This is a genomic window from Sphingobium sp. FG58 (assembly GCF_057809055.1).
In genome coordinates, this window is the sequence record NZ_JBMDJF010000015.1 from 35,191 (window position 1) to 60,904 (window position 25,714).

At 65.3% G+C, this 25,714-nt stretch carries 27 protein-coding genes; 12 read left to right on the forward strand and 15 right to left on the reverse strand.

The genetic code is table 11. The features are described from left to right. The first annotated feature begins 17 nt into the window (after positions 1-17). From ACODR8_RS15460 to ACODR8_RS15470, 3 genes are read left to right on the forward strand one after another with little or no spacing between them, the layout of a single operon-like run. Positions 18-452, forward strand: coding sequence for a VOC family protein (locus tag ACODR8_RS15460; protein WP_489008092.1), 435 nt, complete (start codon positions 18-20; stop codon positions 450-452). Positions 453-457: 5 nt separating this feature from the next. After that, a complete protein-coding gene (gene gloB, locus ACODR8_RS15465) occupies positions 458-1,180 on the forward strand; it encodes a hydroxyacylglutathione hydrolase (protein WP_489008129.1) in 723 nt (240 codons plus the stop codon). 52 nt (positions 1,181-1,232) lie between these two features. Beyond that, positions 1,233-1,634: a hypothetical protein gene (locus ACODR8_RS15470; RefSeq protein WP_489008093.1), complete on the forward strand. Its 402-nt coding sequence runs from the start codon at positions 1,233-1,235 to the stop codon at positions 1,632-1,634. A 10-nt stretch (positions 1,635-1,644) separates the two neighbouring features. On the opposite strand, the gene bla is transcribed toward ACODR8_RS15470, so the two are convergent. The 5 genes from bla to ruvA form a co-directional block, all read right to left on the reverse strand. Beyond that, positions 1,645-2,541, reverse strand: a complete 897-nt coding sequence (gene bla, locus ACODR8_RS15475) for a subclass B3 metallo-beta-lactamase (RefSeq protein ID WP_489008094.1) — start codon at positions 2,539-2,541, stop codon at positions 1,645-1,647. A gap of 8 nt (positions 2,542-2,549) precedes the next feature. Beyond that, positions 2,550-4,292: an AMP-dependent synthetase/ligase gene (locus ACODR8_RS15480; RefSeq protein ID WP_489008130.1), complete on the reverse strand. Its 1,743-nt coding sequence runs from the start codon at positions 4,290-4,292 to the stop codon at positions 2,550-2,552. A 287-nt stretch (positions 4,293-4,579) separates the two neighbouring features. Beyond that, a complete protein-coding gene (gene ruvB, locus ACODR8_RS15485) occupies positions 4,580-5,602 on the reverse strand; it encodes a Holliday junction branch migration DNA helicase RuvB (protein WP_119743650.1) in 1,023 nt (340 codons plus the stop codon). Next, a complete protein-coding gene (locus ACODR8_RS15490; protein WP_489008095.1) occupies positions 5,599-6,108 on the reverse strand; it encodes a hypothetical protein in 510 nt (169 codons plus the stop codon). Before ACODR8_RS15490 ends, ruvB begins: the two co-directional genes overlap by 4 nt. Beyond that, entirely contained in the window at positions 6,105-6,713 is a 609-nt protein-coding gene (gene ruvA, locus ACODR8_RS15495) for a Holliday junction branch migration protein RuvA (protein WP_489008096.1), read from the reverse strand. Before ruvA ends, ACODR8_RS15490 begins: the two co-directional genes overlap by 4 nt. 127 nt (positions 6,714-6,840) lie before the next feature. Here ruvA and ACODR8_RS15500 point away from each other — a divergent pair, with 127 nt between their 5' ends. Both ACODR8_RS15500 and ACODR8_RS15505 read left to right on the forward strand, forming a co-directional pair. Continuing rightward, entirely contained in the window at positions 6,841-7,416 is a 576-nt protein-coding gene (locus ACODR8_RS15500) for a Clp protease/crotonase-like domain-containing protein (protein ID WP_006955634.1), read from the forward strand. 7 nt (positions 7,417-7,423) lie between these two features. After that, entirely contained in the window at positions 7,424-8,059 is a 636-nt protein-coding gene (locus ACODR8_RS15505) for a DUF1345 domain-containing protein (RefSeq protein ID WP_489008097.1), read from the forward strand. 6 nt (positions 8,060-8,065) lie between these two features. Here ACODR8_RS15505 and ACODR8_RS15510 read toward each other — a convergent pair whose 3' ends face one another. Beyond that, positions 8,066-8,383, reverse strand: coding sequence for a hypothetical protein (locus tag ACODR8_RS15510; RefSeq protein ID WP_489008098.1), 318 nt, complete (start codon positions 8,381-8,383; stop codon positions 8,066-8,068). Between the two features lie 151 nt (positions 8,384-8,534). On the opposite strand from ACODR8_RS15510, the gene ACODR8_RS15515 reads away from it, so the two are divergent. Beyond that, a complete protein-coding gene (locus ACODR8_RS15515) occupies positions 8,535-9,836 on the forward strand; it encodes a methyltransferase family protein (RefSeq protein ID WP_489008099.1) in 1,302 nt (433 codons plus the stop codon). Between the two features lie 150 nt (positions 9,837-9,986). On the opposite strand, the gene ACODR8_RS15520 is transcribed toward ACODR8_RS15515, so the two are convergent. Together ACODR8_RS15520 and ACODR8_RS15525 are read right to left on the reverse strand one after the other, a co-directional pair. Next, positions 9,987-11,360, reverse strand: a complete 1,374-nt coding sequence (locus ACODR8_RS15520; protein ID WP_489008100.1) for a glutamate--cysteine ligase — start codon at positions 11,358-11,360, stop codon at positions 9,987-9,989. Between the two features lie 100 nt (positions 11,361-11,460). After that, positions 11,461-12,207 (reverse strand): 16S rRNA (uracil(1498)-N(3))-methyltransferase, encoded by a 747-nt coding sequence (locus tag ACODR8_RS15525; protein ID WP_489008131.1) that lies wholly within the window; start codon positions 12,205-12,207, stop codon positions 11,461-11,463. A 156-nt stretch (positions 12,208-12,363) separates the two neighbouring features. Here ACODR8_RS15525 and ubiA point away from each other — a divergent pair, with 156 nt between their 5' ends. Next, positions 12,364-13,266 (forward strand): 4-hydroxybenzoate octaprenyltransferase, encoded by a 903-nt coding sequence (gene ubiA / locus ACODR8_RS15530; protein ID WP_489008101.1) that lies wholly within the window; start codon positions 12,364-12,366, stop codon positions 13,264-13,266. Next, positions 13,263-14,729, forward strand: a complete 1,467-nt coding sequence (locus tag ACODR8_RS15535) for a phospholipase D-like domain-containing protein (RefSeq protein WP_489008102.1) — start codon at positions 13,263-13,265, stop codon at positions 14,727-14,729. The genes ubiA and ACODR8_RS15535 overlap by 4 nt, the downstream gene beginning before the upstream one ends. Here the strand turns inward: ACODR8_RS15535 and ACODR8_RS15540 are convergent. From ACODR8_RS15540 to ACODR8_RS15565, 6 genes are all read right to left on the reverse strand, one after another. Next, positions 14,726-14,983, reverse strand: a complete 258-nt coding sequence (locus ACODR8_RS15540) for a BrnA antitoxin family protein (RefSeq protein WP_489008132.1) — start codon at positions 14,981-14,983, stop codon at positions 14,726-14,728. The genes ACODR8_RS15535 and ACODR8_RS15540 overlap by 4 nt on opposite strands. Further along, positions 14,964-15,236 carry a BrnT family toxin gene (locus ACODR8_RS15545; RefSeq protein ID WP_489008103.1) on the reverse strand — a complete coding sequence of 91 codons (273 nt, stop codon included), beginning with the start codon at positions 15,234-15,236 and terminating at the stop codon, positions 14,964-14,966. Before ACODR8_RS15545 ends, ACODR8_RS15540 begins: the two co-directional genes overlap by 20 nt. A 128-nt stretch (positions 15,237-15,364) precedes the next feature. Continuing rightward, positions 15,365-18,808 carry a chromosome segregation protein SMC gene (gene smc, locus ACODR8_RS15550; protein WP_489008104.1) on the reverse strand — a complete coding sequence of 1,148 codons (3,444 nt, stop codon included), beginning with the start codon at positions 18,806-18,808 and terminating at the stop codon, positions 15,365-15,367. Between the two features lie 77 nt (positions 18,809-18,885). Beyond that, on the reverse strand, positions 18,886-19,620 hold the full coding sequence (locus ACODR8_RS15555; protein WP_489008105.1) for a thioredoxin domain-containing protein: 735 nt from the start codon (positions 19,618-19,620) through the stop codon (positions 18,886-18,888). Positions 19,621-19,665: 45 nt separating this feature from the next. After that, positions 19,666-20,331 carry a thioredoxin domain-containing protein gene (locus ACODR8_RS15560; protein WP_489008106.1) on the reverse strand — a complete coding sequence of 222 codons (666 nt, stop codon included), beginning with the start codon at positions 20,329-20,331 and terminating at the stop codon, positions 19,666-19,668. A 45-nt stretch (positions 20,332-20,376) separates the two neighbouring features. Next, positions 20,377-20,919 carry a DUF721 domain-containing protein gene (locus ACODR8_RS15565; protein WP_489008107.1) on the reverse strand — a complete coding sequence of 181 codons (543 nt, stop codon included), beginning with the start codon at positions 20,917-20,919 and terminating at the stop codon, positions 20,377-20,379. Between the two features lie 26 nt (positions 20,920-20,945). On the opposite strand from ACODR8_RS15565, the gene ACODR8_RS15570 reads away from it, so the two are divergent. Genes ACODR8_RS15570 through ACODR8_RS15585 form a run of 4 tightly spaced genes read left to right on the forward strand, consistent with a single transcriptional unit; the run spans position 20,946 to position 25,105 of the window. Continuing rightward, on the forward strand, positions 20,946-22,028 hold the full coding sequence (locus ACODR8_RS15570; RefSeq protein WP_489008108.1) for an A/G-specific adenine glycosylase: 1,083 nt from the start codon (positions 20,946-20,948) through the stop codon (positions 22,026-22,028). After that, positions 22,015-22,932 carry an NAD(+) diphosphatase gene (gene nudC, locus ACODR8_RS15575; RefSeq protein WP_489008109.1) on the forward strand — a complete coding sequence of 306 codons (918 nt, stop codon included), beginning with the start codon at positions 22,015-22,017 and terminating at the stop codon, positions 22,930-22,932. Before ACODR8_RS15570 ends, nudC begins: the two co-directional genes overlap by 14 nt. A gap of 42 nt (positions 22,933-22,974) precedes the next feature. Continuing rightward, positions 22,975-24,321 (forward strand): TldD/PmbA family protein, encoded by a 1,347-nt coding sequence (locus tag ACODR8_RS15580; protein ID WP_489008110.1) that lies wholly within the window; start codon positions 22,975-22,977, stop codon positions 24,319-24,321. After that, a complete protein-coding gene (locus ACODR8_RS15585; protein WP_489008111.1) occupies positions 24,308-25,105 on the forward strand; it encodes a 3'(2'),5'-bisphosphate nucleotidase CysQ in 798 nt (265 codons plus the stop codon). Before ACODR8_RS15580 ends, ACODR8_RS15585 begins: the two co-directional genes overlap by 14 nt. Positions 25,106-25,111: 6 nt before the next feature. Here ACODR8_RS15585 and ACODR8_RS15590 read toward each other — a convergent pair whose 3' ends face one another. After that, complete coding sequence (locus ACODR8_RS15590; RefSeq protein ID WP_489008112.1) at positions 25,112-25,651, reverse strand: hypothetical protein; 540 nt, start codon at positions 25,649-25,651, stop codon at positions 25,112-25,114. Positions 25,652-25,714: the final 63 nt, after the last annotated feature.

Below are 25,714 nucleotides of genomic sequence, written 5' to 3' on the forward strand. Positions count from 1 at the left end.
GACGAATGGAGTGACCCTTGCCCAAATATCTGCATAGCATGGTCCGTGTGACCGACGTGGACAAAAGCATCGCCTTTTTCGACCTGCTGGGCCTGAAAGAGGTCAAAAGGTTCGACAGCGAACAGGGGCGTTTCACGCTGGTTTATCTCGCCGCGCCGGGGGACGAGGATGCGCAGGTCGAGCTGACCTACAACTGGCCGCCGACCGATGGCAGCCCGGCGGAAAGCTATGATGGCGGGCGCAATTTCGGCCATCTGGCCTATCGGGTCGAGAATATTTACGAGACCTGCCAGCGCTTTTTGGATGCGGGCGTGACGATCAATCGTCCCCCGCGCGACGGGCATATGGCGTTCGTGCGCACGCCGGACGGCATTTCGATCGAACTGTTGCAGGACGGGCGGCTGGACCCGGCCGAACCCTGGCTGTCGATGCCGAATGTCGGCGCGTGGTGAACGCGATGCTGGAAGTGGTCCGCATCCCCGTGCTGAGCGACAATTATGTCTGGCTGATGCATGACGCGGCGAGTGGCGAGACGGTGGTGATCGACCCGGCTGTGGCAGACCCGGTGCTGGCGGCTGCGGCGGCGCGGGGCTGGACGATCGGGCAGATCTGGAACACCCACTGGCATGGCGACCATGTTGGCGGCAATGCGGCGATCAAGGCGGCGACTGGCTGCACGATTACCGGCCCGGCGGCGGAGGCGGAGAAGATCGGCACGCTCGATCGGACGGTGGGCGAGGGCGACAGGGTGCGGATCGGGACACATGTCGCGACCGTGATGGAAGTCCCCGCGCATACTGCCGGGCATATCGCCTATCATCTGGCCGACGACGCCATCGTCTTTGTCGGCGATACGCTGTTTGCGATGGGCTGCGGGCGGTTGTTCGAGGGAACGGCGGCGCAGATGTTCGCCAATTTGGGCCGGCTGGGCGCATTGCCGGAGGATACGGCGGTCTATTGCGCGCATGAATATACGCTCTCCAACGGCCGCTTCGCGCTGGGGGTGGAGCCGGACAATGATGCGCTGACCGTGCGGGTAGCGGAGGTCGAGGCGGCGCGGGCGCGGGGCGAGGCGACGGTACCGACGACGATCGGGCTGGAGCGGGCGACCAATATCTTCATGCGGGCGCGGAGCGTGGAAGAGTTGGCGCAGCGGCGCACCGCGAAGGATGCGGCCTGACGGATACTGCGCTATGCTGCCGTCCTGTGGGCAGAGAATGAGGAGAGCCGTGATGCGTGCCTGGATATGCCTGACGCCCCTGATGCTGGCCGCCTGCACCGGCAGCTATACGCCCACGCCACTGACCGACAAGCAGGCCGCAGCGCTGGACAAGGCGCTGGCTGGCAAGGTCGCGGGCGAGAAGGTCAGCTGCATCAACCGCGAGCCGCAGACCAATTTGACGGTGATCAGCAATAATGTGCTGCTCTACCGAGTCAGCAGGCGGCTGATCTACAAGAATGAGCTGATCGGCAGCTGCAACGGCCTGACTTATGGCGACACGATGATTACCCGCAGTTTCGGGTCGCAGCTTTGTCGCGGCGACATCGCGACCAGCGCCAATCTGATGACGGGGATGACCACGGGCAGCTGTGCGCTGGGGGATTTCATACCCTATCGCGCGCCGGGGAAATAGGCCGCCGCCTTTATCGACGTTTTACGGAAGCCGCCTCGCGAGCCAGTCTCTGGTCGAGAGACTTGCGCGCGATGGCGGCGTAGGTGGCGCAGGCTTTGTTGTCGATCAGCGGGGCTTTTCCGGCGAGGCGGTCGTAGAGATTGCTGGAGGCGGGATGCGGGGTGATGAGCAGGTCGCAGCGCAGGGCCGCGACCTTGGCGATGGTGGCGCGCAGGCGGGCGACATAGGCGGGGTGATCGGCAAAGCGATAGGCGTCCGCCGATACTGCGCTGAGGCTGTCGGCATAGACGATCCTGCGGCAGCTTTTGCCAGTGCAGGCGGTCCAGGACCAGCTGGTGCCGCCCGGCGAATGGCCCGGCGTCAGATGGACGGTCAGGCGGAGCGACCCCAGCGCGATGGTCTCGCCATCCTTGACGATTCGCCCGACGCGCGCGCCGGCGAAGTCTGGGATGCTGCCGCGTTGCGGATCATCGCTGGCCGGAGTGCCGCTTTCCAGCATCGGCCGGGCCGCGGCCGACGCGATCAGGGTTGCGCCGGTGCGTTGCTGGATGGCGTGCAGGCCGCCGACATGATCGACATGTTCATGGGTGGTGAGCAGATATTTGACGTCTGTGGGACGAAGCCCCAGCCGCTCGATATTCGCGATGATCGACGGGACGGCCTGCGCGGTGGCCGCGTCGATCAGGATGTGGCCCTTCGACCCGGTGATGAGCAGCACGGTGATGCCGCAACTGCCGACATCATAGACATTGGCGAAGATGCGGACGGGCGGGGCGGGGTCGCTCCAGCCATCCTTGCCCGCGCATTGGCGCTGATGCTCGGCGATGCTGGCCGGGCCTGATGGCGCGGCTTGCAAAGGCGTGGTCGCAATCATCGCCGCCGCTATCGAAACAAGACGCGCAATCATCAATCGCTTCACCCTTTGTACAGCGCGTCCATCCGATCGGCATAGCGTTTGCGGATGATGTGGCGGCGGATCTTCATCGACGGGGTCATTTCCTCATTGTCGATGGTGAAGGGTTCGTCGGCCAGGATGAAGCGGCGGACCCGTTCGATCACCGACAGGTCGGCATTGACCCGGTCCACCGCCGCGCGCAGCGCCGCCATATAGGCCGGGCTTGCCGGGGCATCGGCGGGCGCGACGCCATTGGCCTGCGCCCATTCGCGGGTCCATTCCGCGTCCGGGACGATCAGGCCGACCAGATAGGGGCGCCGGTCGCCATGGACCATGGCCTGGCCGATCTCATTCTGAAGCGTCAGCATCCCTTCGACCTTTTGCGGGGAGACATTGTCGCCCTTGTCATTGACGATCAGGTCTTTCTTGCGGTCGGTGATGCGGATGCGGCCCTGGCCATCAAATTCGCCAATGTCGCCGGTGTGGAGCCAGCCATCCTTCAGCACTTTTTCGGTTTCGGCCGGGTTGCGCCAATAGCCGTGCATGACCAGTTCGCCACGCACGAGGATTTCGCCATCGTCGGCGATCTTGACCTCCACCCCTTTGAGCGGCGGGCCGACCGTATCCATCGCGATCCCGGCGCGGGGGCGGTTGCAGCTGACCACCGGTCCCGCCTCGGTCTGGCCATAGCCCTGGAGCAGGGTGAGGCCCATCGCGTCGAAGAACAGGCCGACATCGGGGTTGAGCGGCGCGCCGCCGGACACGAGCGCCTTGAGCCGGCCGCCGAAGCGGGCGCGGATCTTGGGGATGAGGGTCCGGGCGAGGAGTGCCTTCAAGGGCCGGTCGAGGATCGAGGCCTTGCCCTGCTGCTCCTTCGCGCCGATGCGCAGCGCCTGCGCCATCAGCCAGGTGGGGAATTTGCCCTGTTTCTCGATCGATTTGATGATGCGGGCGCGCAGCACCTCGAACAGGCGGGGGACGACGACCATGATGGTCGGCCGGGTTTCCTCGATATTGCTGGCGAGCTTTTCCAGCCCTTCGGCATAATAGATTTGCCCGCCCAGCAGTATGGGGAGGAACTGGCCGCCGCTATGTTCATAGGCGTGGGAGAGGGGGAGGAAGGAGAGGAAGCTTTCTTCGCCCCAGCCGAAATCCTCCGCGACGATGGTGCCTGCACCCTCGGCATTGAGCAGGATCGCGCCATGATGCTGCATCACCCCGCGCGGCGCGCCGCCGGTGCCGCTGGTGTAGATGATACAGGCCTGATCATTGCGGGTCGCGGTCTGGGCGGCGGCGCAGCTGGCGATGTCGGTAGGGTGGGCGGCGATCAGATCATCCCATAGATGGCAGGTCGCCTGTCCCTGAGCGCCGCGCAATGGCTCCATGCCGATGACGAAACTGGCCTGCGACCGGACGACGGCGGGCATCAGCGCCTGCGCCAGCTTGGCGGTGGAGACGATGACGGCGCGGGCGCCGCTGTCGGTCAGGATGTGCTGGTGATCGCGGGTGGTGTTGGTGGTGTAGGTCGGCACGGTGATGCAACCCGCCGCCATGATGGCGAGGTCGGCGATGCAGAATTCCGGCCGATTTTCGCTGACCAGCATGACCGGATCGCCCGGTTTGAGGCCAAGTGACTTAAGCGCGGAGGAGAGGGCTGCGACCTGCGCGGCCACTTCGTTCCAGCTCAAGGAATGCCATGTGCCACCGCTCTTGCGCCACAGGAAGGGCTTGTCGCCCTGCTCCGCTGTGCGGGTGAAGAACATGGTGACGAGGTTGGGAAATGTCTCGATGGCCCGCAAGGCTCGACTCCTGGGTGTTTGGCGCATCTGGCGCGCGCCTGGCTCATGGCAAAGCTATAGCCACGCCATGCCGTAGGGGCCAAGGCTTTCTAGTGTGGTGGATTTGAAATTCGCCACATTTTTCGGCAAGGTGGGGAGCGAATTTCAAATCCCTAAACCACACTAGAATCAAATATTTGCTAGTGACCCTTATGAATCTGAAGTTCGTTCAACGCCTGCCAGACAAGGTGACGAACTTCAGATTCGGGTCACTAGTCGAAAAGCGTGTTTTGGATGTCCTGCGGCGGGTTGAGGCCCAGATGCTTCCAGCCCGGCCCATTGAGGCAGCGGCCACGCGCGGTGCGGGCGATGAGGCCGAGCTGGATGAGGTAAGGTTCGATCACTTCCTCGATCGTGTCACGCGCTTCGGAGAGGCCCGCGGCGAGGGTTTCGACGCCGACCGGGCCGCCGCGATAAATGTCGGCGATCATCATCAGATAGCGGCGATCCATCAGGTCCAGGCCCAGCTCATCGACCTCCAGCCGACGAAGCGAGGCGTCGGCGACCTTCGCGTCCACGGCGGGCACGCCCGCGACATTGGCGAAATCACGCACCCGGCGCAGCAGCCGCCCGGCGATACGCGGGGTGCCGCGCGACCGGCGGGCAATCTCCATCGCGCCGTCGGGGGTGATGGCGAGGTCCAGCAGGCGCGCGGCGCGGCGCACGACCAGTTCCAGCTCGGCCACGGTATAGAATTGCAGGCGCACCGGGATGCCGAAACGATCGCGCAAGGGGGTGGTGAGCAGGCCCTGCCGCGTGGTCGCGCCGACCAGGGTGAAGGGCGGCAGGTCGATACGGACCGAGCGGGCGGACGGGCCTTCGCCGATCATCAGGTCGAGCGCGCGGTCCTCCATTGCGGGGTAGAGGACTTCCTCGACCGCAGGGTTCAGGCGATGGATTTCGTCCACGAACAGGACGTCGCCTTCATCGAGATTGGTGAGGAGGGCAGCAAGATCGCCCGACTTGGCGATCACCGGGCCGGACGTGGCGCGGAAACCCACGCCCATTTCCTTGGCCACGATCTGCGCCAGCGTGGTCTTGCCAAGGCCCGGCGGGCCGAAGAAAAGGACATGGTCGAGCGCCTCGCCCCGCGCTTTCGCGGCCTCGATAAAGACCCGCAGATTGCCGCGCGCGGCCTCTTGCCCGATAAATTCGTCGAGCGATTTGGGACGCAGCGCGGCGTCGACATCCTCGACGCGGCGGGCGGGGGTGAGGAGGCGGTCAGGCTCGGTCATGGGAGGGCAACGCCCGTCAATGTAGGTGATTCTGGCAGTTGAATTATCGCATCTCCGAGACGCAAGATATTTTCCAGAATCGCAACGACGCTTCGGATGTTACCCTCAGCCTCATCCGCTGTAACGCCACCAGCAAAAGGACCATCAGGGCGAGTGCAGTCGATAGCAGACTTGCAATAACCATAAAATCTCACGATTTTCACGATATGATCGGTTTCTAATGTACCTAAATTCGGAGTGTTTGATTCAAAAACCGAAAAATAATGGCTCCGAATATCCATTATCAGGCTGCCACCTTGCCATTGTCTAGCCTCAATTTCTTCAAGTGCTTCTTTGAAACCTTCCAAGTATCTTTGATGCCGTATGAGAGTGCAAATTATTTGGACTTCTGCTGCTATTGCCATCAAAGTTGATTTTCGCATCCGCCGACGATCCGTGAAAGCGAAGATGGTTTGCAGTCCTCCCACCGCTAACGCACCTAATAGAGCGGCAATAATTTCGCTCACTTCGCCGCCTTCCGCAGCGCCAGCCGGACCAGTGCGTCGAGGCTGGCGTCGTCGCCCAGTTCCGCTTCGGCGGAGGCGACGGCGGTGCTGGCTTCATGGGGTTTGAAGCCCAGATTCTGGAGCGCCGAGAGGGCGTCGGCGGCGAAGCTGCCGGTGGGGAGGATGGCGATGCCGCCTGCGCCGACCGGGCCGCCAGCCGGGGCCGCGCCGATCTTGTCCTTCAGTTCATTGACGATGCGCTGGGCGAGTTTGGGGCCGACGCCGTTGGCCCGCGCGATCATCGCCTTGTCCCCCATGGCGACGGCACGGTGGAGTTCGAGCGGTTCGAGCGCGGACAGGATCGCCAGCGCCACCCGCGATCCCACGCCCTGCACATGGGTGAGCAGCCGATACCAGTCGCGTTCCTCCGCGCGGGCGAAGCCGACAAGGCGGATCGAGTCGGCCGCGACCAGCATTTCGGTGTGGATCGTCACCGCTTCGCCGATCGTCCCCAGCGCCGCGAGCGTGCGCGAGGAGGCGCCGACGAGATAGCCCACGCCCCCGACATCGATGATAGCATGGTCCAGCCCGGTGCTGTCGAGCCGTCCTTTAAGTTTTGCGATCATGTCCGCTGCCCCATGGTCATGATCTGTTCTTTACAGCCTCCCGCGCGCGGCGCCAGCGCAAAAGCGCGGCACCTTTTGCCCGCCCATGCGTAGTGCAGCGCGAAACCGCAATTTTAGGGACGTGATGATGTTGATGACTGCGCCGATGCTTGGCCCCAGAGATTTTGAATATCCGTCGATCATGCTGTCGGGCGTGGTCGATCATGGCATGTATCTGCATTTCAAGAATTGCCTGGCCAATGCGCCGCAGCAGGGGCTGGTGGTGGTGGAGATTTCCACGCTGGGCGGCGACCCGGAGATCGCCCGGCTGATGGGCGAGGATATCCGTTTCCATTCAGACCTCTATCCTGAGCGGCGGATGGTGTTTCTGGGTCGCACGGCGGTCTATTCGGCGGGCGCGACCTTCATGAGCTTTTTCGCGACCGAAAATCGCTATGTGACGCGCGGCACGCGGCTGATGATCCATGAGCGGCTGATCACGAAGAATATCCAGCTGGCCGGGCCATTATCCACCTGCATCGCGACGTTGAAGGCGACGCTGAACGAAATTCAGTCGTCGATCGCGATCCAGAATGAGGGGTTCCAGAATCTGATCCTGGGGTCTGACATCACGATGGAGGAGCTGCTCGAAAAAGCGCCCGAAAACTGGTATCTGGAGGCCAATGAGGCGCAGGCGCGCGGATTGATCGCCGCCGTGCTATGATCGGGGCATGAGCCGCACCCGTCCCCGCCACCCGATCTTCCCCTGGCGCTATGGCATGTTTCTGGCGCTGCTGGCGACGGCAGCGCCGCTGGCGCTGTGGCTGCGCTGGCATGAGGCGGTGATGGCGGGGTTCGACATCGCCGCGCTGGCCTTCATGGCGTCGGTCGTGCCGCTGATACGGTCCGATCCCGATGCGATGCGGGCGAAGGCGAAGGCCAATGACGCCAATCGCGAACTGATGCTGCTGCTGACCGCGATCGTCAGCCTGGTCATATTGGTCGCGGTCGGCGTGGCGGTGAGCCAGCATGGCGGGCCTAAGACGGCGGTGGTCGCCTTACTGCTGGTGACGCTGCTGATCGCCTGGCTATTCTCCAACCTCGTCTATGCCATGCATTATGCCCATATCTTTTATCGCGCCGATAAGGGCGGGGGCGATTGTGGCGGGCTGGATTTCCCGGAAACGAAAGAGCCGGGCTATTGGGATTTCCTCTATTTCGCCTTCACGCTGGGGATGACATTCCAGACGTCGGACATATCGGTCACGGCCAGCGGGGTGCGGCGCACCGTGTTGTTTCAATGTCTCGCGGCGTTCCTGTTCAACCTTGGCATATTGGCCTTCACCATCAACGTGCTGGGCGGCTGATCGGCCCTAGGCGGCGGTGTCGATGGGGCCGCGACCTTGCGACTGGCGCTGTTTGCGGGCGCGGGGTGCGGCATCGTCCATGTTCATGTGGCGGACGGTCCGCCACCATTCGGGCAATATGGGCTTGAGCAGCGAGAGGCTGCCGCTGCGGGGCATGGCGTACCAGTCGTCGCCGACGCGCTGAAAGCGCCAGACCGGATCGCAGTTGAGCGGGACGCGCTCAAAGCCGGGCTGGCTATCGGGGCTGGCAGGGTTCGGGATTTCCTTCAGCTGGGCAGGGATGTTGCGGACGCTGCCATCGGGAAATCGCACCGCAATCGTCATCTCCTGTCTCCATTTTCGAAGGTTATGGAGGAGGTAACGCACTGAGATAAAAAGGGTTCATGGGCTTGCTGCAGGTTAAGATGATTCCTGTCGGCGCGGCCTGGCGACGTCTTTCACCGCTTGCTTACCCTTTTGCGCTAGAGCGAGGATCATGCGCGATTCTGCCGATCCCTGCCCCCCATCCGCCGTCAGCCATGGCGTGGGCATTGCTGGCCTTGTCGGCCTTGGCCTGTGGACGCTGGTGGCGCGCCATTATGGCATGGACGGTCCCAACGCGGGACTTGCCGCCGTGGTGGCTTGTGGCCTGCCGATGATATTATGGTCGCTGGTGGTGGACAAGGTGCATCGCAACGCATCGACCGGGATCGACTGGCGCGGCCCGGCTAGGCGGGTGCGTGAGGTGATCGACATCAGCATCGTCAAGATTGCCGGGCTGTGGGCGACCTGGCTGGCCATCGCGGTCTTTTACTGCGTCGCGCGCTGGTACTGGAGCGGCAATTATCGATTTTCGATGGACCTGTTCACTGCGGCTGCACCATGGCTGCTGGCGCTGTCCATCCCCTATATCCTCTGGATAGATCGGCGGTTGGTGCAGCCCAAGGATGCCAGTTACAGTTTCGGCCAGTGGGTGATTGGCGGGGCGGCGGGCGCGCCCGACATGGCACAGGTCGCGCACCACGCCCGCGCCTGGACGGTGAAGGGCTTTTTCCTGGCCTTCATGGTCTCGATCGTGCCGGGCAATTTTGCCAGCGTGGTCAATTGGCGGATCGAGGAGGCATTTGCCAATCCGGTGGCGCTGGCCGGTTTCCTGATCGCGGTCATGTTCATGATCGACGTCTGTCTGGCGACGGTCGGCTACATATTGACCTTCAAGCCGCTGGATTCGCATATCCGCACTGCCAACCCCTATCTGGCGGGCTGGGTCGCGGCGTTGATCTGTTACCCGCCCTTTGTGCTGATGGGCGGCGGGGGGCCGCTCGATTATCATGCGGGCGGCGCGGAGTGGGACTATTGGACGCAGGGGTCCGGGTTGCTGCAATGGGTGCTGGGCGGTTGGCTGGTGCTGCTGACCGGCATTTATGCCTGGGCAACGGTGGCGTTCGGCCTGCGCTTTTCCAACCTGACCCATCGTGGGATTTTGACGCATGGGCCGTATCGCTGGACCCGGCATCCGGCCTATCTGGCGAAAAACCTGTTCTGGTGGTTTTCGGCTTTGCCCTTCCTGAGCGTCAGCGGCTCCATGGCGGACATGGTGCGCAATTGCGCGATGCTGGGGATCACCAACGCGGTCTATTATTGGCGCGCGCGGACCGAGGAACAGCATCTGTCCGCCGACCCGGACTATCGCGCCTATAGCGACTGGATGGAGCGCAACGCCCCGGTGCCGCGTTTTTTTGCGTGGGTGACGGGGCGGCAGCGACCGGCGGCAGCGGTGATTCAGGCGGCTGAATAACTCTAAATCCTCCCCTTTAAGGGGAGGTGGCAGGGCGTAGCCCTGACGAAGGGGTGTCACCCTCTCGATGGGGTGACACCCCTCCACCACCGCTTCGCGGCGGTCCCCCTCCCCTTAAAGGGGAGGAATTTTGCTTGATCCAATGCGACTCTAAAAACTCTCTTCCGCATAGACTTTGCTGACGTCGCCGCCCCATTCGCCATGATAGCGATCGAGCAGCCGTTCGGCATGGGTCTTGCCGGACGAGACGACCTCTTCCAGATCGGACAGATAGCCGGTTTCATTGTCGCCAGCCGCGTTGAGGCGACCGCGTGCCGCGAGGCCTGAGCGGGCGATGTCGAGCGCGGGGCGGGCGATGTCGCGCAGGGTGCGGCCCTTGCCGATCGGCGCGTCGAGGCCGAGACGCGGCACGGAATCGCGCAAGATCTGGCGATCCTCCATGCTCCAGTCCTTAACCAGATCCCAGGCCGCATCAAGCGCGCCCTGATCATAGAGCAGGCCGACCCACAGAGCGGGCAGGGCGCAGATGCGGCCCCAGGGACCGCCATCGGACCCGCGCATTTCCAGAAAGCTCTTCAATCGCACTTCGGGGAAGGCGGTGGAGAGATGATCCTCCCAATCCTTCTCGGTCGGCTTTTCGCCCGGCAGGACGGACAGTTTGCCTTCGAGAAAATCGCGGAACGACAGGCCGGAGGCGTCGATATATTTGCCGTCGCGATAGACGAAATACATCGGCACATCGAGCGCATAGTCGGCGTAACGCTCATAGCCAAAGCCGTCCTCGAACACGAAGGGCAGCATCCCGGTGCGCCCCGGATCAGTGTCCGACCAGATATGGCTGCGGTAGGAGAGGAAGCCGTTGGGCTTGCCTTCGGTAAAGGGCGAATTGGCGAATAATGCGGTGCCAAGGGGTTGCAGGGCGAGGGAGACGCGGAATTTCTTGGCCATGTCCGCTTCGCTGCCATAGTCCAGATTGGTCTGGATGGTGCAGGTGCGCAGCATCATGTCGAGCCCCATGGACCCGACGCGCGGCATGTGCCGTAGCATGATCTCGTACCGGCCTTTGGGCATGATCGGCAATTCCGCGCGCGTCTTGTCGGGCCACATGCCAAGGCCCAGAAAGCCCAGCCCCAGCATGTCGCCGACATATTTCACCTGTTCCAGATGGCGGCCGGTTTCAGCGCAGGTCTGGTGGATGTTGTCGAGCGGCGCGCCGGACAGTTCCAGCTGGCCCGCCGGTTCCAGGCTGATCGTGCCGTCGGTGCCGGACAGGGCGATGATATTTTCGCCCTCAAACACCGGGTTCCAGCCGTAGCGGGTCAGGCCGATCAGCAGCGTGTGGATGCCGCCCTTTTCCTCATAGGAGGGGGCGTGATGATCCTTGCGGCTATAGACGAATTTTTCATGCTCCGTGCCGATACGCCAGCGATCCTTGGGCTTTTCACCCTTGGCAAAGGCCGCGATCAGCTGGTCGCGGCTTTCGATGACGGGATCTTCACCCGCTGAGTCGGTTCTGGTGCTCATGCCCCGCCCTTAATGCTTCCCCTCGGCCGGTCAAACAGTGACCGGCGATGATCAGATAGGCTCTGTCTATAATCTGTTCAATCCAATGGCGAAATGAAACTTAGTGCCAGTCGCCGTTCAGGGTCATCCACGCGGCCGTCGCGGCGATGGCGGCGGTTTCGGCGCGCAGGATGCGGGGACCGAGCGAGACTGGCACGGCGCGCGGATGGGCGCGGATCGTTTCGCGTTCGGCAGGGTCGAATCCGCCCTCCGGCCCGATCAGGAAAGCGGCGGGGCCGGGATGGGCGGCAAAGGCCGTGGTCAGCGGCGCACCACCGGTTTCGTCGGCAAAAAACAGGTGGCGATCCTGTGGCCAGCCTTTCAGCAGCGCGTCGAGTTTCACCATCGCGGCCAGTTCCGGCAGGGTGGTGCGGCCGCATTGTTCGGCGGCTTCGACCAGATGGGCGTGCAACCGGTCCAGGTTGAGCTTGTCCACCACCGCGCGGCGGGTGAGGACCGGCTGGAGCTTTGCGACCCCCAGTTCGCACGCCTTTTCCGCGATCAGGTCGATGCGGCCCTTCTTGATCGGGGCGCAGCAGAGCCAGAAATCGGGGACGGATTCAGGCGGCCTGGTCTGGCTGACACATTCAAGGATCAGGTCGCGCTTGCGGATGTCGCGGGCGCGGGCGGCCCATTCGCCGGACCGACCGTCGAACAGCAGGACGATATCGTCGGGCTTCACCCGCATGACGCTGATCAGATAATGGGCCGGATTGCCATCGACCGGCACCGACACGCCGTCTCCAAGCAAGGTTTCGACATGGAGGCGCGGCGCGCTTTGCGGCGGCCAGGCGGGGGTTGCGGTCATCATCGTCACTCCATGCACGGTCAGGACGACTTGTCGAGTGCGCCTTTATCCTCTTTATAGCGCTATGTGCTCCCGCGAAAGCGGGAGTCCAGTCCAGACGGTGGAACTGGGCTCCCGCTTTCGCGGGAGCACGCATGTCCGGATTGGAGCATAGGGTTGAGCCAGACGATCGTCCCCGACAGCCAGGCGCACGGGCTGCTGGCGCGGCTGCCGGACACGCCGCGTGCGCTGGTACAGATGGCGCGGTTCGACCGGCCGATCGGCTGGTGGCTGCTCTTCTGGCCCGGTGCCTGGGCCGTGGCGCTGGCGGGGGGCGGATTTGCGCGCTGGCCGCTCATCCTCTGGCTGATGCTGGGCAGCATCGTGATGCGCGGGGCGGGCTGCGTGTTCAACGATATTGTCGATCGCGATCTGGACCGCAAAGTGGCGCGCACGGCGGCGCGGCCGCTGGCGAGCGGGGCGATGAGGGTGCGCACGGCGTGGTTGTGGCTGGTGGCGCTGTCTTTGGTCGGACTGATCGTGCTGCTGCAATTGCGCCTCTATGCGCAGATCGTGGCGCTGGGGTCGCTAGCGCTGGTGGCGGCTTACCCCTTCATGAAGCGGATCACCGGCTGGCCGCAAATCTGGCTCGGCCTCGTCTTTTCCTGGGCGGCTTTGGTGGGGTGGAGCGAGGTGATGGGGGCGCTGACCCTGGCGGGAATTTCGCTCTACGTCGGAACCATTTTCTGGGTTGTGGGCTATGACACCATCTACGCGCTGCAGGATCGGGAGGACGACGCGCTGATCGGCATTGGTTCCAGCGCGCTCTCCATGGGGCGGCACGTCCGGGCGGGCGTGGCGCTCTGCTATCTGTGCGCGCTTGGCCTGTGGGCCGGGGCGATTTGGCAGGTGCGGCCCGAAGCCTTGGCGCTGGCCGCACTGCTGCCGGTGGCGGCGCATCTGCTGTGGCAGGTCGCCGCGCTGCGCGAGGATGGCGTCGATCCGCTGGCCAAATTCCGTGCCAACCGTTTCGCCGGCCTGTTGATGTTCCTGGGATGCCTAGTGGTCGGCAGCGCATGAGCGCGGGACCGAAACCGGGCGAGGATTGCTGGCGGATCGCGCGGGCGACGCGGGCCAGCACGATCATCGACGCCGACGCCTATTTCCGCCATGCGCGCGCCGCGATGCTCAAGGCGACGCGGCGGATCATGCTGATCGGCTGGGATTTCGATGCCGCGATCACGCTGGTCCGCGAGGATGAGGCCGATGATGGCGCGCCGGTGGTGATCGGCGATTTCATCAGCTGGCTGGTGGAGCGGACGCCGGAGCTGGAGATATTTCTGCTGCGCTGGGACATTGGCGCGATGAAGTCGATGGTGCGACCGACCAACCTGTTCACGACGCTCAAATGGATGGCCCATCCGCGCGTGACGGTGAAGCTGGACAGCCATCATCCGCCCGCCGCCTCCCATCATCAGAAGATCGTGGTGATTGACGATTGTTTCGCCTTTTGCGGCGGCATCGATATGACGGGCGACCGGTGGGATACGCGCCATCATCGCGATGAGGAGCCGGGGCGGTTGCATCCTGACGGATCGCCTTATGGTCCCTGGCATGATGCGACCACGGCGCTGATGGGACCGGTTGCCGCGGCGCTGGGCGACCATGCGCGCAATCGCTGGGTGGGCGCGGGTGGCGACGCGCTGGAGCCGATCGAGGGGGTGCAGGATTGCTGGCCCGACAATCTGCCGGTGCAGTTTACCGATGTCGACGTGGCGATCGCCCGCACCGCGCCCAAGATGGACGATCAGGACGAACTGACCGAGATTGAGCGGCTCTATTGCCACCAGATCGCCGCGGCCAAGCACTGCATCTACGCCGAAAGCCAATATTTCGCGTCCCGCCGGATTGCCGAGGCGATCGCCAAACGGCTGGTCGAGCCGGACGGGCCGGACATCGTCATCATCAATCCGACCCAGGCCGATGGCTGGCTGGAGCAGCAGGCGATGGACACGGCGCGCGCGCGCCTGTTCGAGGCATTGAAGGCGCGCGACGCCCATGGCCGCCTGCGCATCTATCACCCCTTCACGATGCGCGGCGTACCCATCTATGTCCATGCCAAGATATTGATCGTCGATGACCGGCTGATCCGGGTCGGGTCGTCCAACATGAACAACCGGTCGATGCGGCTGGACACCGAATGCGACGTGACGATCGACACCGCCCTGCGCGCCAATGCCGGGTGGGAGGACAAGATAAGGGCGATTCGCGACGATCTGATCGCCGAACATCTCGACCTGCCGGTGGAGCGGGTGGCAGCGGTGATCGCGCAGCGCGGGCTGGTCGCGGGGATCGAGGAGATGCGCCAGAAGCCGGGGCGGACGCTGCGCCCCTATGAGACGCCGGACCTGAACGATGTGCAGGCGTGGCTGGCCGACCATGAGGTGCTGGACCCCGAAGGCCCGGACGAAATGTTCGAGGCCGTGAGCGAACGCGGCCTGTTCCGCCGGATGAAGGGTTGGTTCGGGCGGGTTAAGGATTAAAGGCCGAGCGCCTTGCGCAGTTCGGCATTGATCCGGCTTTGCCAGCCCGGCCCGGTGGCGCGGAAACCGTCCAGCACGGCGGCGTCGAGGCGGAGGGTTACCTGCTGCTTGGGATCGTCCGATTTGGGGCGGCCGGGACGGGTCAGCGTGCCAGTGGCAGGACGGATGACCCTATCGCCGATGCGAAATTCGGCGCGGTCAAATATCTCATCTGTCCATTCGGGGATGTCATCATCATCCCAGTCTGCGGGCAAAGGCTTTCTGCTCTCGGTCATTGCACTTCCTCATGGAAATGACCCGGATACCATTATCAACTGGCGTCCAGACCACCGTAATGAGCCTGTCGTTCATCAGGCCATAAGTCTGAAAACGCGGCTCCATATAGTCATATCTATCGTCCTCTACCGTGTAGGATGGACTGTCAAAAACCTGCGCGGCATCGGCGAAATCCAGTCCCCGCTCCTGCAGGGTTTTTAATCGCTTTGCCGGATCGAAGCTCAATTCCATAACCCAGTATCTCCGGTCGATCAGCAGTGCCTTGGCCGATCAATTGTCCCGTTACATGGCTGGGTCTAGTTACCCAGTTACAATATTGTAACTACGCAAAGTGTCAAGAATTTTCGTAACTACAAAAATCACTCGGCCGCTAGCAGCGCTTCAGCGCTCTGGAGGTTGACGGAGACGAGGCGGCTGACGCCGCGTTCGACCATGGTGACGCCGAACAGGCGGTGCATTCGTGCCATGCTGACGGCATTGTGGGTGACGATGAGGTAGCGGGTCTGGGTCTGCGCGACCATGGCGTCGAGCAGGTCGCAGAAGCGCTCGACATTGGCGTCGTCGAGCGGCGCATCGACCTCGTCGAGTACGCAGATTGGTGCTGGGTTGGTCAGGAACAGGCCGAAGATCAGCGCCACGGCGGTCAGCGCCTGTTCGCCGCCCGATAGGAGCGTGAGCGCCGCGAGTTTCTTGCCCGGCGGCTGGGCCATGATCTCCAGCCCCGCCTCCAGCGGATCGTCGCTGTCGATCAGTTCCAGATGCGCCTGCCCGCCGTTGAAGAGCGTGGTGAAGAGGCGGCGGAAATGGCCGTCGACCGCCTCGAACGCGGCGAGGAGGCGCTGGCGCCCTTCGCGGTTGAGGCTGCCGATCGATCCGCGCAGACGGTGGATTGCCTGGGTCAGTTCTTCGCTTTCGGCGCGACTGGTCGCCTGTACCAGCTCCAGTTCCTCCAGTTCCTGCGCCGCGACCAGATTGACCGGGCCGATGCGTTCGCGATCGACACTGAAACGGTCATGATCGGCCTGTTCGCTCTGGGCGAGCCGGACGTCGGCGCTGGCGAAGCCCAGCTTTTCGGGCAGCAAGGGCGGCGGGCATTCAAAGCGTTCGCCCGACAGCCGGTTGGTTTCGATCCGCCGTTCGTCGGCGGATTCGGCGCGGGCGATGGCGGTGGCGCGGGCTTCGCGGGCAGCGGCGAAAGTCTCGCCACTATGTGCGGCTCGCTGTTCGGCCTGGCGCAAGGCGGCTTCGGCGTCCTGCTCCGCGTGGCGGGCGGCATCGGCGGCGGTGATGAGGGTTGCGCCCTGATCGTCCAGCGATGCGATGGCCTGCGCCAGCGCGTCGGGCTGGCCTTCGATCGTGGCGCGTTCGGTGGCGATCTCCTCGCCGCGCGCGACCATGGCGGCGATGCGCTTGGCCGCTTCGCCTGCACGGGCGCGCCAGCCCTTGATCTCCGCGTCGGCGGCACCCTGTCGTTCGCGGTCGCTCGACAAGGCGCGGTCGGCCAAGGCCTGATCGGCCTGCAACTGGCTGACCGCGGCGCGCGCCTTTTCGCTCGCCTGTGCCAGCGTGGTGACGAGGGTGCGCGTTTCAGCCCCGTCGGGCATGGCGGCGCGGGCGGATTGGGCGCTGTCATGATCGGCGCGGGCGGCGTCGGCATCGCGCCGCGCCTCGACCAGCCGTTCCTCTATCCCTTCGCGTCGCCCAGCCAGCCGTTCCAGCGCAGTGGTCGCCTCGTCAGCGGTGCGGAGCGCTGTGCGAAGGCTCTGATCGGCCTGGGAGAGCTGGGTACGGCCACTGGCGAGGGCTTCGCTGGCAGCCTGTTCGCGGGCCTTGGCGTCCTGCTGATTGGTGCTGGCGGCATCGACGTGCGATTGGGCGGCTGGGCGGGCGGCGGCGATGGCCTCCAGTCGGTTGAGCCGGATCAGCCGCTCCGCCGCCGCCGCGCCGCCTTCGATCGCCACATAGCCGTCCCAGCGGCGCAGCTGGCCATCACGGGTGACGAGACGCTGGCCCACGGCAAGGGGCTGGCCCTCGTCGCTGTCGGCAACGGCGATCTGGGCCAGACGGCGGGCCAGTTCGGGCGGGGCGGTGACATGGGCGGCGAGCGGCGCGCAGCCATCGGGCAGGGCGGGATCGCCGGCTAGCGAGGCTGCGCCGCCCCAGCGGCGCTTGCCGTCCGGCGCGATCGGCGCTTCCAGATCGTCGCCCAGCGCCGCGGCCAGCGCGCGTTCATAGCCGGGCGCGGCCTTAAGCAGGTCGAGCGCGCGTGCGCGGCCGCCGGGGCCGCTATCGACCGCGCGTTGGAGCGCGGCCGCTTCGCTGTCGAGCGCGGCCAGTGTGGCGCGGGCGGCGGAGAGCGCGCCTTCGGCGGCGGCGCGATGTTCGCTGGCGGACTGGCGCGCGGCTTCGGCGGCGTTGATTGTGGCTTCGGCAGTGTCGCGGGCGGCGCTGGCCTGTTCTTGCGCGGTGATCGCGGTGGCCCGCTGGATTTCTAAAGGGGCAGGGTCCGGCAGGGCGGCGGCTTCGTCGGCCAACTTTTGGACCTCGCGTTCGGCGCGTTCCAGCCGGCTGCGGGCGGCGACCAGCGCGGCCTCAGCGACCCGCAATTCGGCCTGTTCGCCCGCCTGTTTGGCCATCGCCTTGGCCAGATCCAGCTCGGCGTCGCGCGCGCCATCTTCGGCACTGGCGATGCGGCTGGCAAAATCCGGGCGCAGCTTTTCGGTCTCGGCGATCCGGGCTTTCAATGTCGCGATTTCGGCGGTGAGGCGGGCGATGGCGTCGGCGGCGTCGTTGGCGAGGGTGCCTTCCCGGGCGCGATCCTCTTCCAGCCGGGCGGTCTGCTGGGCGAGGTCATGCAGCCGCCGGACCACGCCGTCGCGCTCGGTGCGCAGCGTGGACAGGCGGTGGCCCGCCTCGCTGGCGTCATCGCGCGCGCGCTGGGCAGCGGCGCGGCGGTCGGCCAGGGTGGCGAGGGCGGCCTGCGCATGGGCGGCGGCGGCCAGTTGCGCCTCCTGCGCTTGGGCGACGGCAGCTTCTGCTTCCTTCGCTTGCGCGCGGGCGGCTTCGGCGCTGGCATGGGCTTCGCGCCAGCGGGCGAAGAGGGTGCGCGCTTCGGCGATGCGAATCTGGTCGGACAGGCGGATATAGCGTTCGGCGGCGCGGGCCTGACGGCGCAGCGCATTGGCGCGGGCGTCCATGTCGAGCAAGATTTCTGCCAGCCGGGCGAGATTGGCTTCGGCGGCGCGGAGCTTCTGTTCGGCGTCCTTGCGCCGGACGTGCAGCCCGGCGATGCCCGCCGCTTCCTCCAGCATGGCGCGCCGTTCCTGTGGCCGGGCGGCGATGACGGCGGCAATGCGGCCCTGGCTGACCAAGGCCGGGCTGTGCGGGCCGGTGGCGGCGTCGGCGAAGATCAGCGACACGTCCTTGGCGCGCACGTCGCGGCCATTGGCGCGGTAGGCGCTGCCTGCGCCGCGCTCGATCCGGCGGGTGACCTCCAGTTCGCCGTCCGCGCCGACATCTACGGCGCTGAACAACTCGCCTTGTTCCTGCACGGTGAGCAGCGAGACTTCGGCAAAATCGCGCTGGGGCCGGGTGGCGGTGCCTGCGAAGATCACATCCTCCATGCCGCCGCCGCGCATGGATTTGGCGCTCGATTCGCCCATGACCCAGCGGATCGCTTCCAGCAGGTTGGATTTACCGCAGCCATTGGGGCCGACGATGCCGGTCAGGCCCGGTTCGATGCGCAATTCGGTCGCATCGACAAAGCTTTTGAAGCCGGAGAGTTTAAGCCGCTTTATTTGCATGGAGACGTGCCGGGGTGGCATCCTGCCGCCCCGGCCTTTATGCGCTTAAGCGCTGATGTCCGCCCCCCGACGCCCAATCAGATGCCTGCTTCCTTGAGCTTGGGCTGGAGCGTCGCCCAGTTGGCGACATTGTCGACCAGCACGCCGTTGATAAGGAAGCTGGGGGTGCCGGTGATCTGATACTGGCTGTTGGCCGCTTCGACGCCCTTGGCCAGCTTTTCCGCCGATGCGGTGTCGGCAAGGCATTGTTTCGCCTGATCTTCGGCAATGCCGCGCTGCTTGGCAAAATCGACGAGGCCGAGCGCCGTGGCCAGCTTGCCGAAACGCTCTGCCGGGGGGGCGCTCATCAGCGCCTGATAGGGCTGGTCGCCCAGTGCCTGCGCCTTTTCGAACATCGCACCCTGGTTGGCGAAAAACTGTTCGGACAGGGGATAGAAAATATCCTTGCCGCCGCAGCGGGCCAGCAGCGCGGTCGAAATGTCGATCGGGTCGCGGACATAGGTGCGGAATTCAAAGCTCATCTTGCCGGTGTCGACCAGCTTCTTGATCTCTTCCGATGCTTCGGCGGAGAAATCTTTGCAATGGCTGCAGGTGTAGGAACCGAACTCGACCAGCTTCAATTTGGCCGCCGGATTGCCCATCAGATAATAACCATCGGGCGTTTCCGCGACAGTTTCCGACCAGGTGGCTCCCGCTGGCGGGGCGACGGCGGCGATGGCTTCGCCCTTGGGCGTGGCCCCCTCTTCGCTCTTGCCACAGGCGGCGAGGGTCAGGGACAGGGCGATAAGGGCAACACCGGACAAGGCTTTCACGACGGGCAAGGCTCCGATTATGGGCGGGTTGACGGGTGTATTAGATCAGCGGGCGGCGGGGGGCAATGCGGCCTGGAGCTTGCCCCAGTCCGATCCGGCGACCAGCGTGCCGTTGACGGTGAAGCCTGGGGTGCCGCTGATCTTCACCTTGTTCCACGCCTCGTCGGTCATAGCCATGATCTGCTTCATCGCCATGGGGCTGGCGATGCAGGCGTTAAGCTGGGCGGGGGTGTAGCCGCGCTTGGCCATCAGCGCGTAGAGGCCGGTTTTCTGGCCGATGTCGCGCAGCGCGGCGATCTGGTCGGTCGGCTTGGTGGCGTCGCGGTCATAGGATTGGAGCTGTTCCATCCAGGCATCCTGATTGGCAAACAATGCCTCATGATTGCCCATGAAGCGCACCGGGCCGCCGCAGCGGGCGAGCAGCGCGGCGGTCAGGTCATATTTGTCGCGCACGGCGTTGCGCACTTCGACGCTGACCTTGCCGCCCTTCACATAATTGGCCTTGAGCGGGGCGCTCGCCTCGCCGACGAAATGGGCGCAGTGGCTACAGGTGTAGCTGACATATTCGACGAGCTTGGTGGGCGCGGCGGGATTGCCCATGGCATGGCCGCCGATGGCCGAGATGGTGACGCGGCCGACCCAGTTGGCGGCAGGCGCGGCCAGGACGGCGACGGGAAGGGCGAAGAGGGCGAGGGGAAGCAGCTTTTTCATGAGACACGTCCATTGAACGACTGGCCATGAACGCCAGCCGAATATTTAGCCGATTTTGGGCAGGCCGCTGCTGTTGGCAAGCCCCTGCGCCAGCGATTCCAGCACGGTGCGCAATTCCGGGTCGCCAATGTCACGCAGCGAATCGCCCAGTTCGACCGGAATGGGTTTGAGGTTGCGCGGCGGCGGGCGGCGTTCGGCGGGGGTGGGCATGATGTCCCCCTGCCGGATCGCCACTTTCGCCACGGCGGCATAGCCGAAAAAGCGGTTCACCCGTTCGATAAGGTCGGGCAGCATATGCTGCACCATCGGCGCATGGCCGCTCATGACCGTCAGTTGCAGCGTGCCGCCCGCCTTCTGCCCCACCGGGAAGCGGATCGATTCGGGTGCGGAAATGCTGGCATAATGGCTGCCGACGATTTCCGACCAGCGGGTGACGATGCTCGACTGGACGAAGCCGAATTTGCGGAAGGCGGCGCGGCCAATGTCGGGCATCAGGTCGGCGATTCGCCGCGATCCGCCGATGCGCGGGCGCTCTGCCGCAGTTATGGCGCGGCTTTTCACTTTAGGCGTCGGGGGGCGTTCCGTCATGGGTCGCACCATGGCATAGCGCCGCCATGCGCGTCGAGGGTGACATGGTAAAAGACCGGGTAAAAATAGCAGCCGACCTGCTTGCCCATTATGATGTCCACGCCCGGCGTCTGCCCTGGCGCGCGCTGCCCGGTGCCAATGCAGCCGATCCTTATCGGGTCTGGCTGTCCGAAGTCATGCTGCAACAGACGACGGTGGCGGCGGTCGGACCCTATTTCGCGACATTCACCGCGTGCTGGCCAAGCGTCGAGGCGCTGGCGGCGGCGGATGATGCCGATCTGATGGCGGCATGGGCCGGGCTTGGCTATTATGCCCGCGCCCGCAACCTGCTCGCCTGCGCGCGGGCGGTGGTGCGCGACCATGGCGGGGTGTTTCCTGATACGGAGGAAGGGCTGCGCGCGCTGCCGGGGGTGGGGGCCTATACCGCCGCTGCCGTCGCCGCGATCGCCTTTGGTCGGCGCGCGGTGGTGGTGGACGCCAATGTCGAGCGGGTGGTGGCGCGGCTGTTTGCCATCGACACCCCGCTGCCAGCTGCTCGCCCGGCGATCCGTGCGGCGGCGGACGCGATTACGCCCGATGCGCGGGCTGGGGATTTTGCGCAGGCGATGATGGACTTGGGCGCGACCATCTGCACGTCGCGTAATCCGGCCTGCGGCATCTGTCCGCTGCGGAGCGATTGCGCGGCGGTGCGGACGGCTGATCCTGCGGCCTATCCGGTCAAGGCGGCCAAGAAGGTGCGGCCCCACCGGACCGGCCATAGCTGGTGGATCGAGCGGGCGGACGGCCATGTCTGGCTGGTGCGTCGCCCGGACAAGGGATTGCTGGGCGGGATGCGCGCGCTGCCCAGTTCCGACTGGAGCGCTGACCCTGATGCGACGCCGCCCTTCGCCGCCGACTGGCAGTCGCTGGCCGAACCGGTCGATCATGTTTTCACCCATTTCTCACTGGCGCTGGCCGTCCACACGACCCATGTGGGGCAGGATCATGTTCCGTCCGGTGCGGGGGAATGGTGGCCGGTGGCGGACATTGGGCAGGCGGGTTTGCCCACCCTGTTTGCCCGCGCGGCGCAGGCGGTGTTGAAGGAGAAGGACGCGGATGCACGGCACTGACCCCCGGCTCGACGACCCGCCCGGTTTCGTTGGCGGCACGCTTGATCGTGTGGACCATATCCGCACCAATCCGGCGCTGCTGGCGCAGATCTTCGCCGATCCGGCGGCGCGCAGGCTGCTGCTGGACGGGCTGGAGCCAGTCGAGATGGATGGCGCGCTGCTACTGGAGCCGATTGAGCGTGGTGCGCTGGTCGAGGATCATGTGCTGCTGGGCGTCGATCCGGCGGGGCGACCGATCTTTGCGCGGTTGCTGGCCGAACTGACGGGCGGCGCGGGCGCGACGCCGCGCAGTCGCGGGCTTGCAGGGCAGGTGTCGGCGCAGGAAATGGCGCTCTATGGCACGGCGCGCAGCCTGCTCCACTGGCACGCGCGGCATGGTTATTGCGCGGTGTGCGGCGGGGCGACAGCCCCGGTCAAGGCGGGCTGGTCGCGCCAGTGCGCAGCATGTCAGGCGGAACATTTCCCGCGCGTGGACCCGGTGTCGATCATGCTGGCGGAATATGAGGGCAAGGTGCTGCTGGGCCGTCAGCACGCCTGGCCACCGGGTCGCTATTCGGCGCTGGCGGGCTTTATCGAGCCGGGCGAGACGATCGAGGAAGCGGTGGCGCGCGAATTGTTCGAGGAAGCGGGCATTCGCGTCCGTGAGGTGCGCTATGTGATGAGCCAGCCCTGGCCCTTCCCGTCGTCGCTGATGATCGCCTGCATCGCGCAGGCGACCGGCGACGCACTGACGCTGGACGCGACCGAGATTGAGGATGCTTTCTGGTGCGACGCCGATGGCGTGCGCGCGGCGATGGCGGGGGAGCCGGACGCGCCCTTCATCGCGCCGCCGCGCATAGCGGTGGCGTGGCACCTGCTCGACCGCTGGCTGGCGGGCGTTGCCCCGCGCGAGCCAAGCGCGTAAGGCCGATCACTCCATTTGTCGTTTCGGGAATAGCTTGCCTCCATGCTCAGCCTAGAAGAAGCCCAGTCGCGCGCGCAGGATCTGGTGAGCGCCGCGCGCAAGGCGGGAGCGGATGCAGCCGACGCCATTTATGCCTGCAATGCCTCCACCAACGTATCGGTGCGGCTGGGGGCGCTGGAGGATGTCGAACGGTCCGAGGGCGAGGAAATCGGCCTGCGCGTGTTCATCGGCAACCGGTCGGCCAGCATTTCCGCGTCGGATATGAATCCCGCGACGCTCGGCACGTTGGTAGATCGTGCGGTGGCGATGGCGCGCGAGGCGCCCGAAGATCCCTATGCGGGCCTCGCCCCACAGGACCGGCTGATGAAGAAGCGTCCGCCAGCGCTGGACCTGACCGATAGCGAGGAACCCGAACCCGCCGCGCTGCGCGAACGCGCGCTGGTGGCGGAGGAGGCGGCGCGCGCCGTGCCGGGCATCACCAACAGCGAAGGCGGCGGCGCGTCGAGCGGGCGCAGCCAGGTGGCGCTGGCGACCAGTCATGGCTTTGCCGGAGCCTATGGCGCGACCAGCCATTCGACCTGGGCCAGCGTATTGGCGGGCGCGGGGTCCGACATGCAGCGCGACCATGCCAGCCACAGCGTGCGCCATCTGGAGGATCTGGACGATGCCGAGGCGATCGGCGTGCGGGCGGGCCAGCGGGCGGTGGCACGGCTGAACCCGGTCAAGGTCGATAGCGGCGTCATGCCGGTGATTTTCGATCCGCGCATCGGCTCCAGCCTGCTGGGGCATCTGATCGGTGGCATGGTCGGCCCGGCGATTGCGCGGCGGTCTAGCTTTCTGCTTGAATCGCTGGGCGAGGCGCTGTTCGACGCGGGCGTGACCATCATCGACGATCCGCTGCTGGTGCGCGGCCTTAGATCGCGCCCGTTCGATGGTGAGGGGCTACCGGTCGAGCGGCGCGCGCTGATCGACAAGGGGGTGCTGACCGGATGGTTGATGGACAGCGCGTCGGCGCGGCAATTGGGGCAGGAGCCGACCGGCCATGCCAGCCGGGGCGGCAGCGGCGCGCCGGGCGTCAGCATCACCAACGTCCATATGGAAGCGGGCAGCATATCGCCGGGCGACCTGATGGCGGACGTGAAGCGCGGCATCTATGTCACCGAACTGATCGGCATGGGCGTCAATGGTGTCACCGGCGATTATAGCCGGGGGGCGGCAGGCTTTCTGATCGAAAATGGCGCGGTCGCCCATGCGGTGTCGGAAATTACCATTGCCAGCAATTTGAAGGCCATGTTCCGCTCGCTCGTCCCCGCCAACGACCTGCATTTCCGCTATGCGATGAACGTGCCGACGCTGCGCGTCGACGGGATGACCGTTGCCGGGGGCTGAGATCGACCTGCGCGCGATCGTGGCGGCCGTGTCGGACGCGGCCGATCATGCGCTGACGCTGTGGGCAGGTGGCGAGACGCGCGTGCGCCAGTGGGAAAAAGTGCCGGGCCACCCGGTGTGCGAGGCCGATCTGGAAGTGGACGGGCTGCTGCGCGCATCATTGGGCGCGATCGATCCGGGGGCGGGATGGCTGTCGGAGGAGACGGCCGATACCGTGCATCGGCTGGGCATGTCGCGGGTGTGGGTGGTCGATCCGATCGACGGCACGCGCGATTATCTGCGCGGGCGACCCGGATGGGCGGTGTCGGTCGCTTTGGTCGAGGATGGCGCGGTGCGGCTGGGCATCCTCGCCGCGCCCGCTCGCAACGAATATTGGATCGCGCAGGCCGGGCAGGGCGCGACGCGTAATGGGCGGAGTCTGCGTGCAGGTTCGCGCGATGCTCTGGCAGGCGCGCGGGTGCCGGCCGAACAATTGCCGCGCATCGACCGCGATCTGGTGACGGTGGCAAAGCCCAACAGCATCGCCCTGCGCATGGCGATGGTCGCGGCTGACGAGGCCGATCTGGTCGCCACGGTGCGTTGGGGCAATGAGTGGGACATCGCCGCTGCCGCGATCATCTGTCAGGAGGCGGGAGCGACGGTGACCGATGCGTTGGGCGATCCGTTGCTGTTCAACCGGCCCCGCCCGACCGCCTTTGGCCTGCTCTGCGCAGCGCCCGGTATCCATGCCGCCGCCACGGAGCGACTGGCGCCGCGCGCGCGGGAGATATTGGGCGGGGGCTAAATCGCCTTACAGCTTGCCATATTTGGCTTCGAAGCCGGCAATGTCGCCTGCCGCGAGATATTTGGCCTGATCGATCCATTGGTCGCGGACCGGGCGGCCCTTGAAATTGCCGAGTTTCGCGTCGATCGCGGCGAGATCCGTGTCGGTCCAGGCGGCGATCTGGGCGAAGCGGGTGACGCCCAACTCGATCAGCAACGTCTTGAGCTTTGGCCCTACGCCCTTCAGGCGGAGCAGGTCGTCCTCGCCTTCCGGGGCGGCCGTAACGGCGGGTGAGGCGCGGACGGGTTCTGGCGCTGGTGTCGGTTCAACCGCGACGGGGGTGATTGGCGCGGTGACGGGGGCCTCGGCTTCGAACGGCACGACGACGGGGGCAGCGGGCACCGGCTCTCCAAAGGGGACAGGCGGGGTTTCGGCGGGCGGGGTTGGCGCTATGTCCTGCACAACGTCCTGCGCCTTGCCCCTGCCGGACAGCAGAAAGACGAGGCCGATGATGACCAGCAGCCCGATCAGCAGCCACAGGCCATAGTCCATGAAAAATTCCTGCATCGCGCCTCGCCTTTCGTGAATATGCCGTCGCTATTTAGGGCTGTGTCGTCCCGCTCGGCAAGG

What these genes read in the sequence shown, in the direction of transcription:
- gloB (WP_489008129.1), top strand. Translation starts at nt 458, where the DNA reads ATGCTGGAAGTGGTCCGCATCCCCGTGCTGAGCGACAATTATGTCTGG.
- ACODR8_RS15470 (WP_489008093.1), top strand. Translation starts at nt 1,233, where the DNA reads ATGCGTGCCTGGATATGCCTGACGCCCCTGATGCTGGCCGCCTGCACC.
- bla (WP_489008094.1), bottom strand. Translation starts at nt 2,541, where the DNA reads ATGATTGCGCGTCTTGTTTCGATAGCGGCGGCGATGATTGCGACCACG.
- ACODR8_RS15480 (WP_489008130.1), bottom strand. Translation starts at nt 4,292, where the DNA reads ATGTTCTTCACCCGCACAGCGGAGCAGGGCGACAAGCCCTTCCTGTGG.
- ruvB (WP_119743650.1), bottom strand. Translation starts at nt 5,602, where the DNA reads ATGACCGAGCCTGACCGCCTCCTCACCCCCGCCCGCCGCGTCGAGGAT.
- ruvA (WP_489008096.1), bottom strand. Translation starts at nt 6,713, where the DNA reads ATGATCGCAAAACTTAAAGGACGGCTCGACAGCACCGGGCTGGACCAT.
- ACODR8_RS15500 (WP_006955634.1), top strand. Translation starts at nt 6,841, where the DNA reads ATGTTGATGACTGCGCCGATGCTTGGCCCCAGAGATTTTGAATATCCG.
- ACODR8_RS15505 (WP_489008097.1), top strand. Translation starts at nt 7,424, where the DNA reads ATGAGCCGCACCCGTCCCCGCCACCCGATCTTCCCCTGGCGCTATGGC.
- ACODR8_RS15510 (WP_489008098.1), bottom strand. Translation starts at nt 8,383, where the DNA reads ATGACGATTGCGGTGCGATTTCCCGATGGCAGCGTCCGCAACATCCCT.
- ACODR8_RS15515 (WP_489008099.1), top strand. Translation starts at nt 8,535, where the DNA reads ATGCGCGATTCTGCCGATCCCTGCCCCCCATCCGCCGTCAGCCATGGC.
- ACODR8_RS15520 (WP_489008100.1), bottom strand. Translation starts at nt 11,360, where the DNA reads ATGAGCACCAGAACCGACTCAGCGGGTGAAGATCCCGTCATCGAAAGC.
- ACODR8_RS15525 (WP_489008131.1), bottom strand. Translation starts at nt 12,207, where the DNA reads ATGACCGCAACCCCCGCCTGGCCGCCGCAAAGCGCGCCGCGCCTCCAT.
- ACODR8_RS15535 (WP_489008102.1), top strand. Translation starts at nt 13,263, where the DNA reads ATGAGCGCGGGACCGAAACCGGGCGAGGATTGCTGGCGGATCGCGCGG.
- ACODR8_RS15545 (WP_489008103.1), bottom strand. Translation starts at nt 15,236, where the DNA reads ATGGAATTGAGCTTCGATCCGGCAAAGCGATTAAAAACCCTGCAGGAG.
- smc (WP_489008104.1), bottom strand. Translation starts at nt 18,808, where the DNA reads ATGCAAATAAAGCGGCTTAAACTCTCCGGCTTCAAAAGCTTTGTCGAT.
- ACODR8_RS15560 (WP_489008106.1), bottom strand. Translation starts at nt 20,331, where the DNA reads ATGAAAAAGCTGCTTCCCCTCGCCCTCTTCGCCCTTCCCGTCGCCGTC.
- ACODR8_RS15565 (WP_489008107.1), bottom strand. Translation starts at nt 20,919, where the DNA reads ATGACGGAACGCCCCCCGACGCCTAAAGTGAAAAGCCGCGCCATAACT.
- ACODR8_RS15570 (WP_489008108.1), top strand. Translation starts at nt 20,946, where the DNA reads ATGCGCGTCGAGGGTGACATGGTAAAAGACCGGGTAAAAATAGCAGCC.
- nudC (WP_489008109.1), top strand. Translation starts at nt 22,015, where the DNA reads ATGCACGGCACTGACCCCCGGCTCGACGACCCGCCCGGTTTCGTTGGC.
- ACODR8_RS15580 (WP_489008110.1), top strand. Translation starts at nt 22,975, where the DNA reads ATGCTCAGCCTAGAAGAAGCCCAGTCGCGCGCGCAGGATCTGGTGAGC.
- ACODR8_RS15590 (WP_489008112.1), bottom strand. Translation starts at nt 25,651, where the DNA reads ATGCAGGAATTTTTCATGGACTATGGCCTGTGGCTGCTGATCGGGCTG.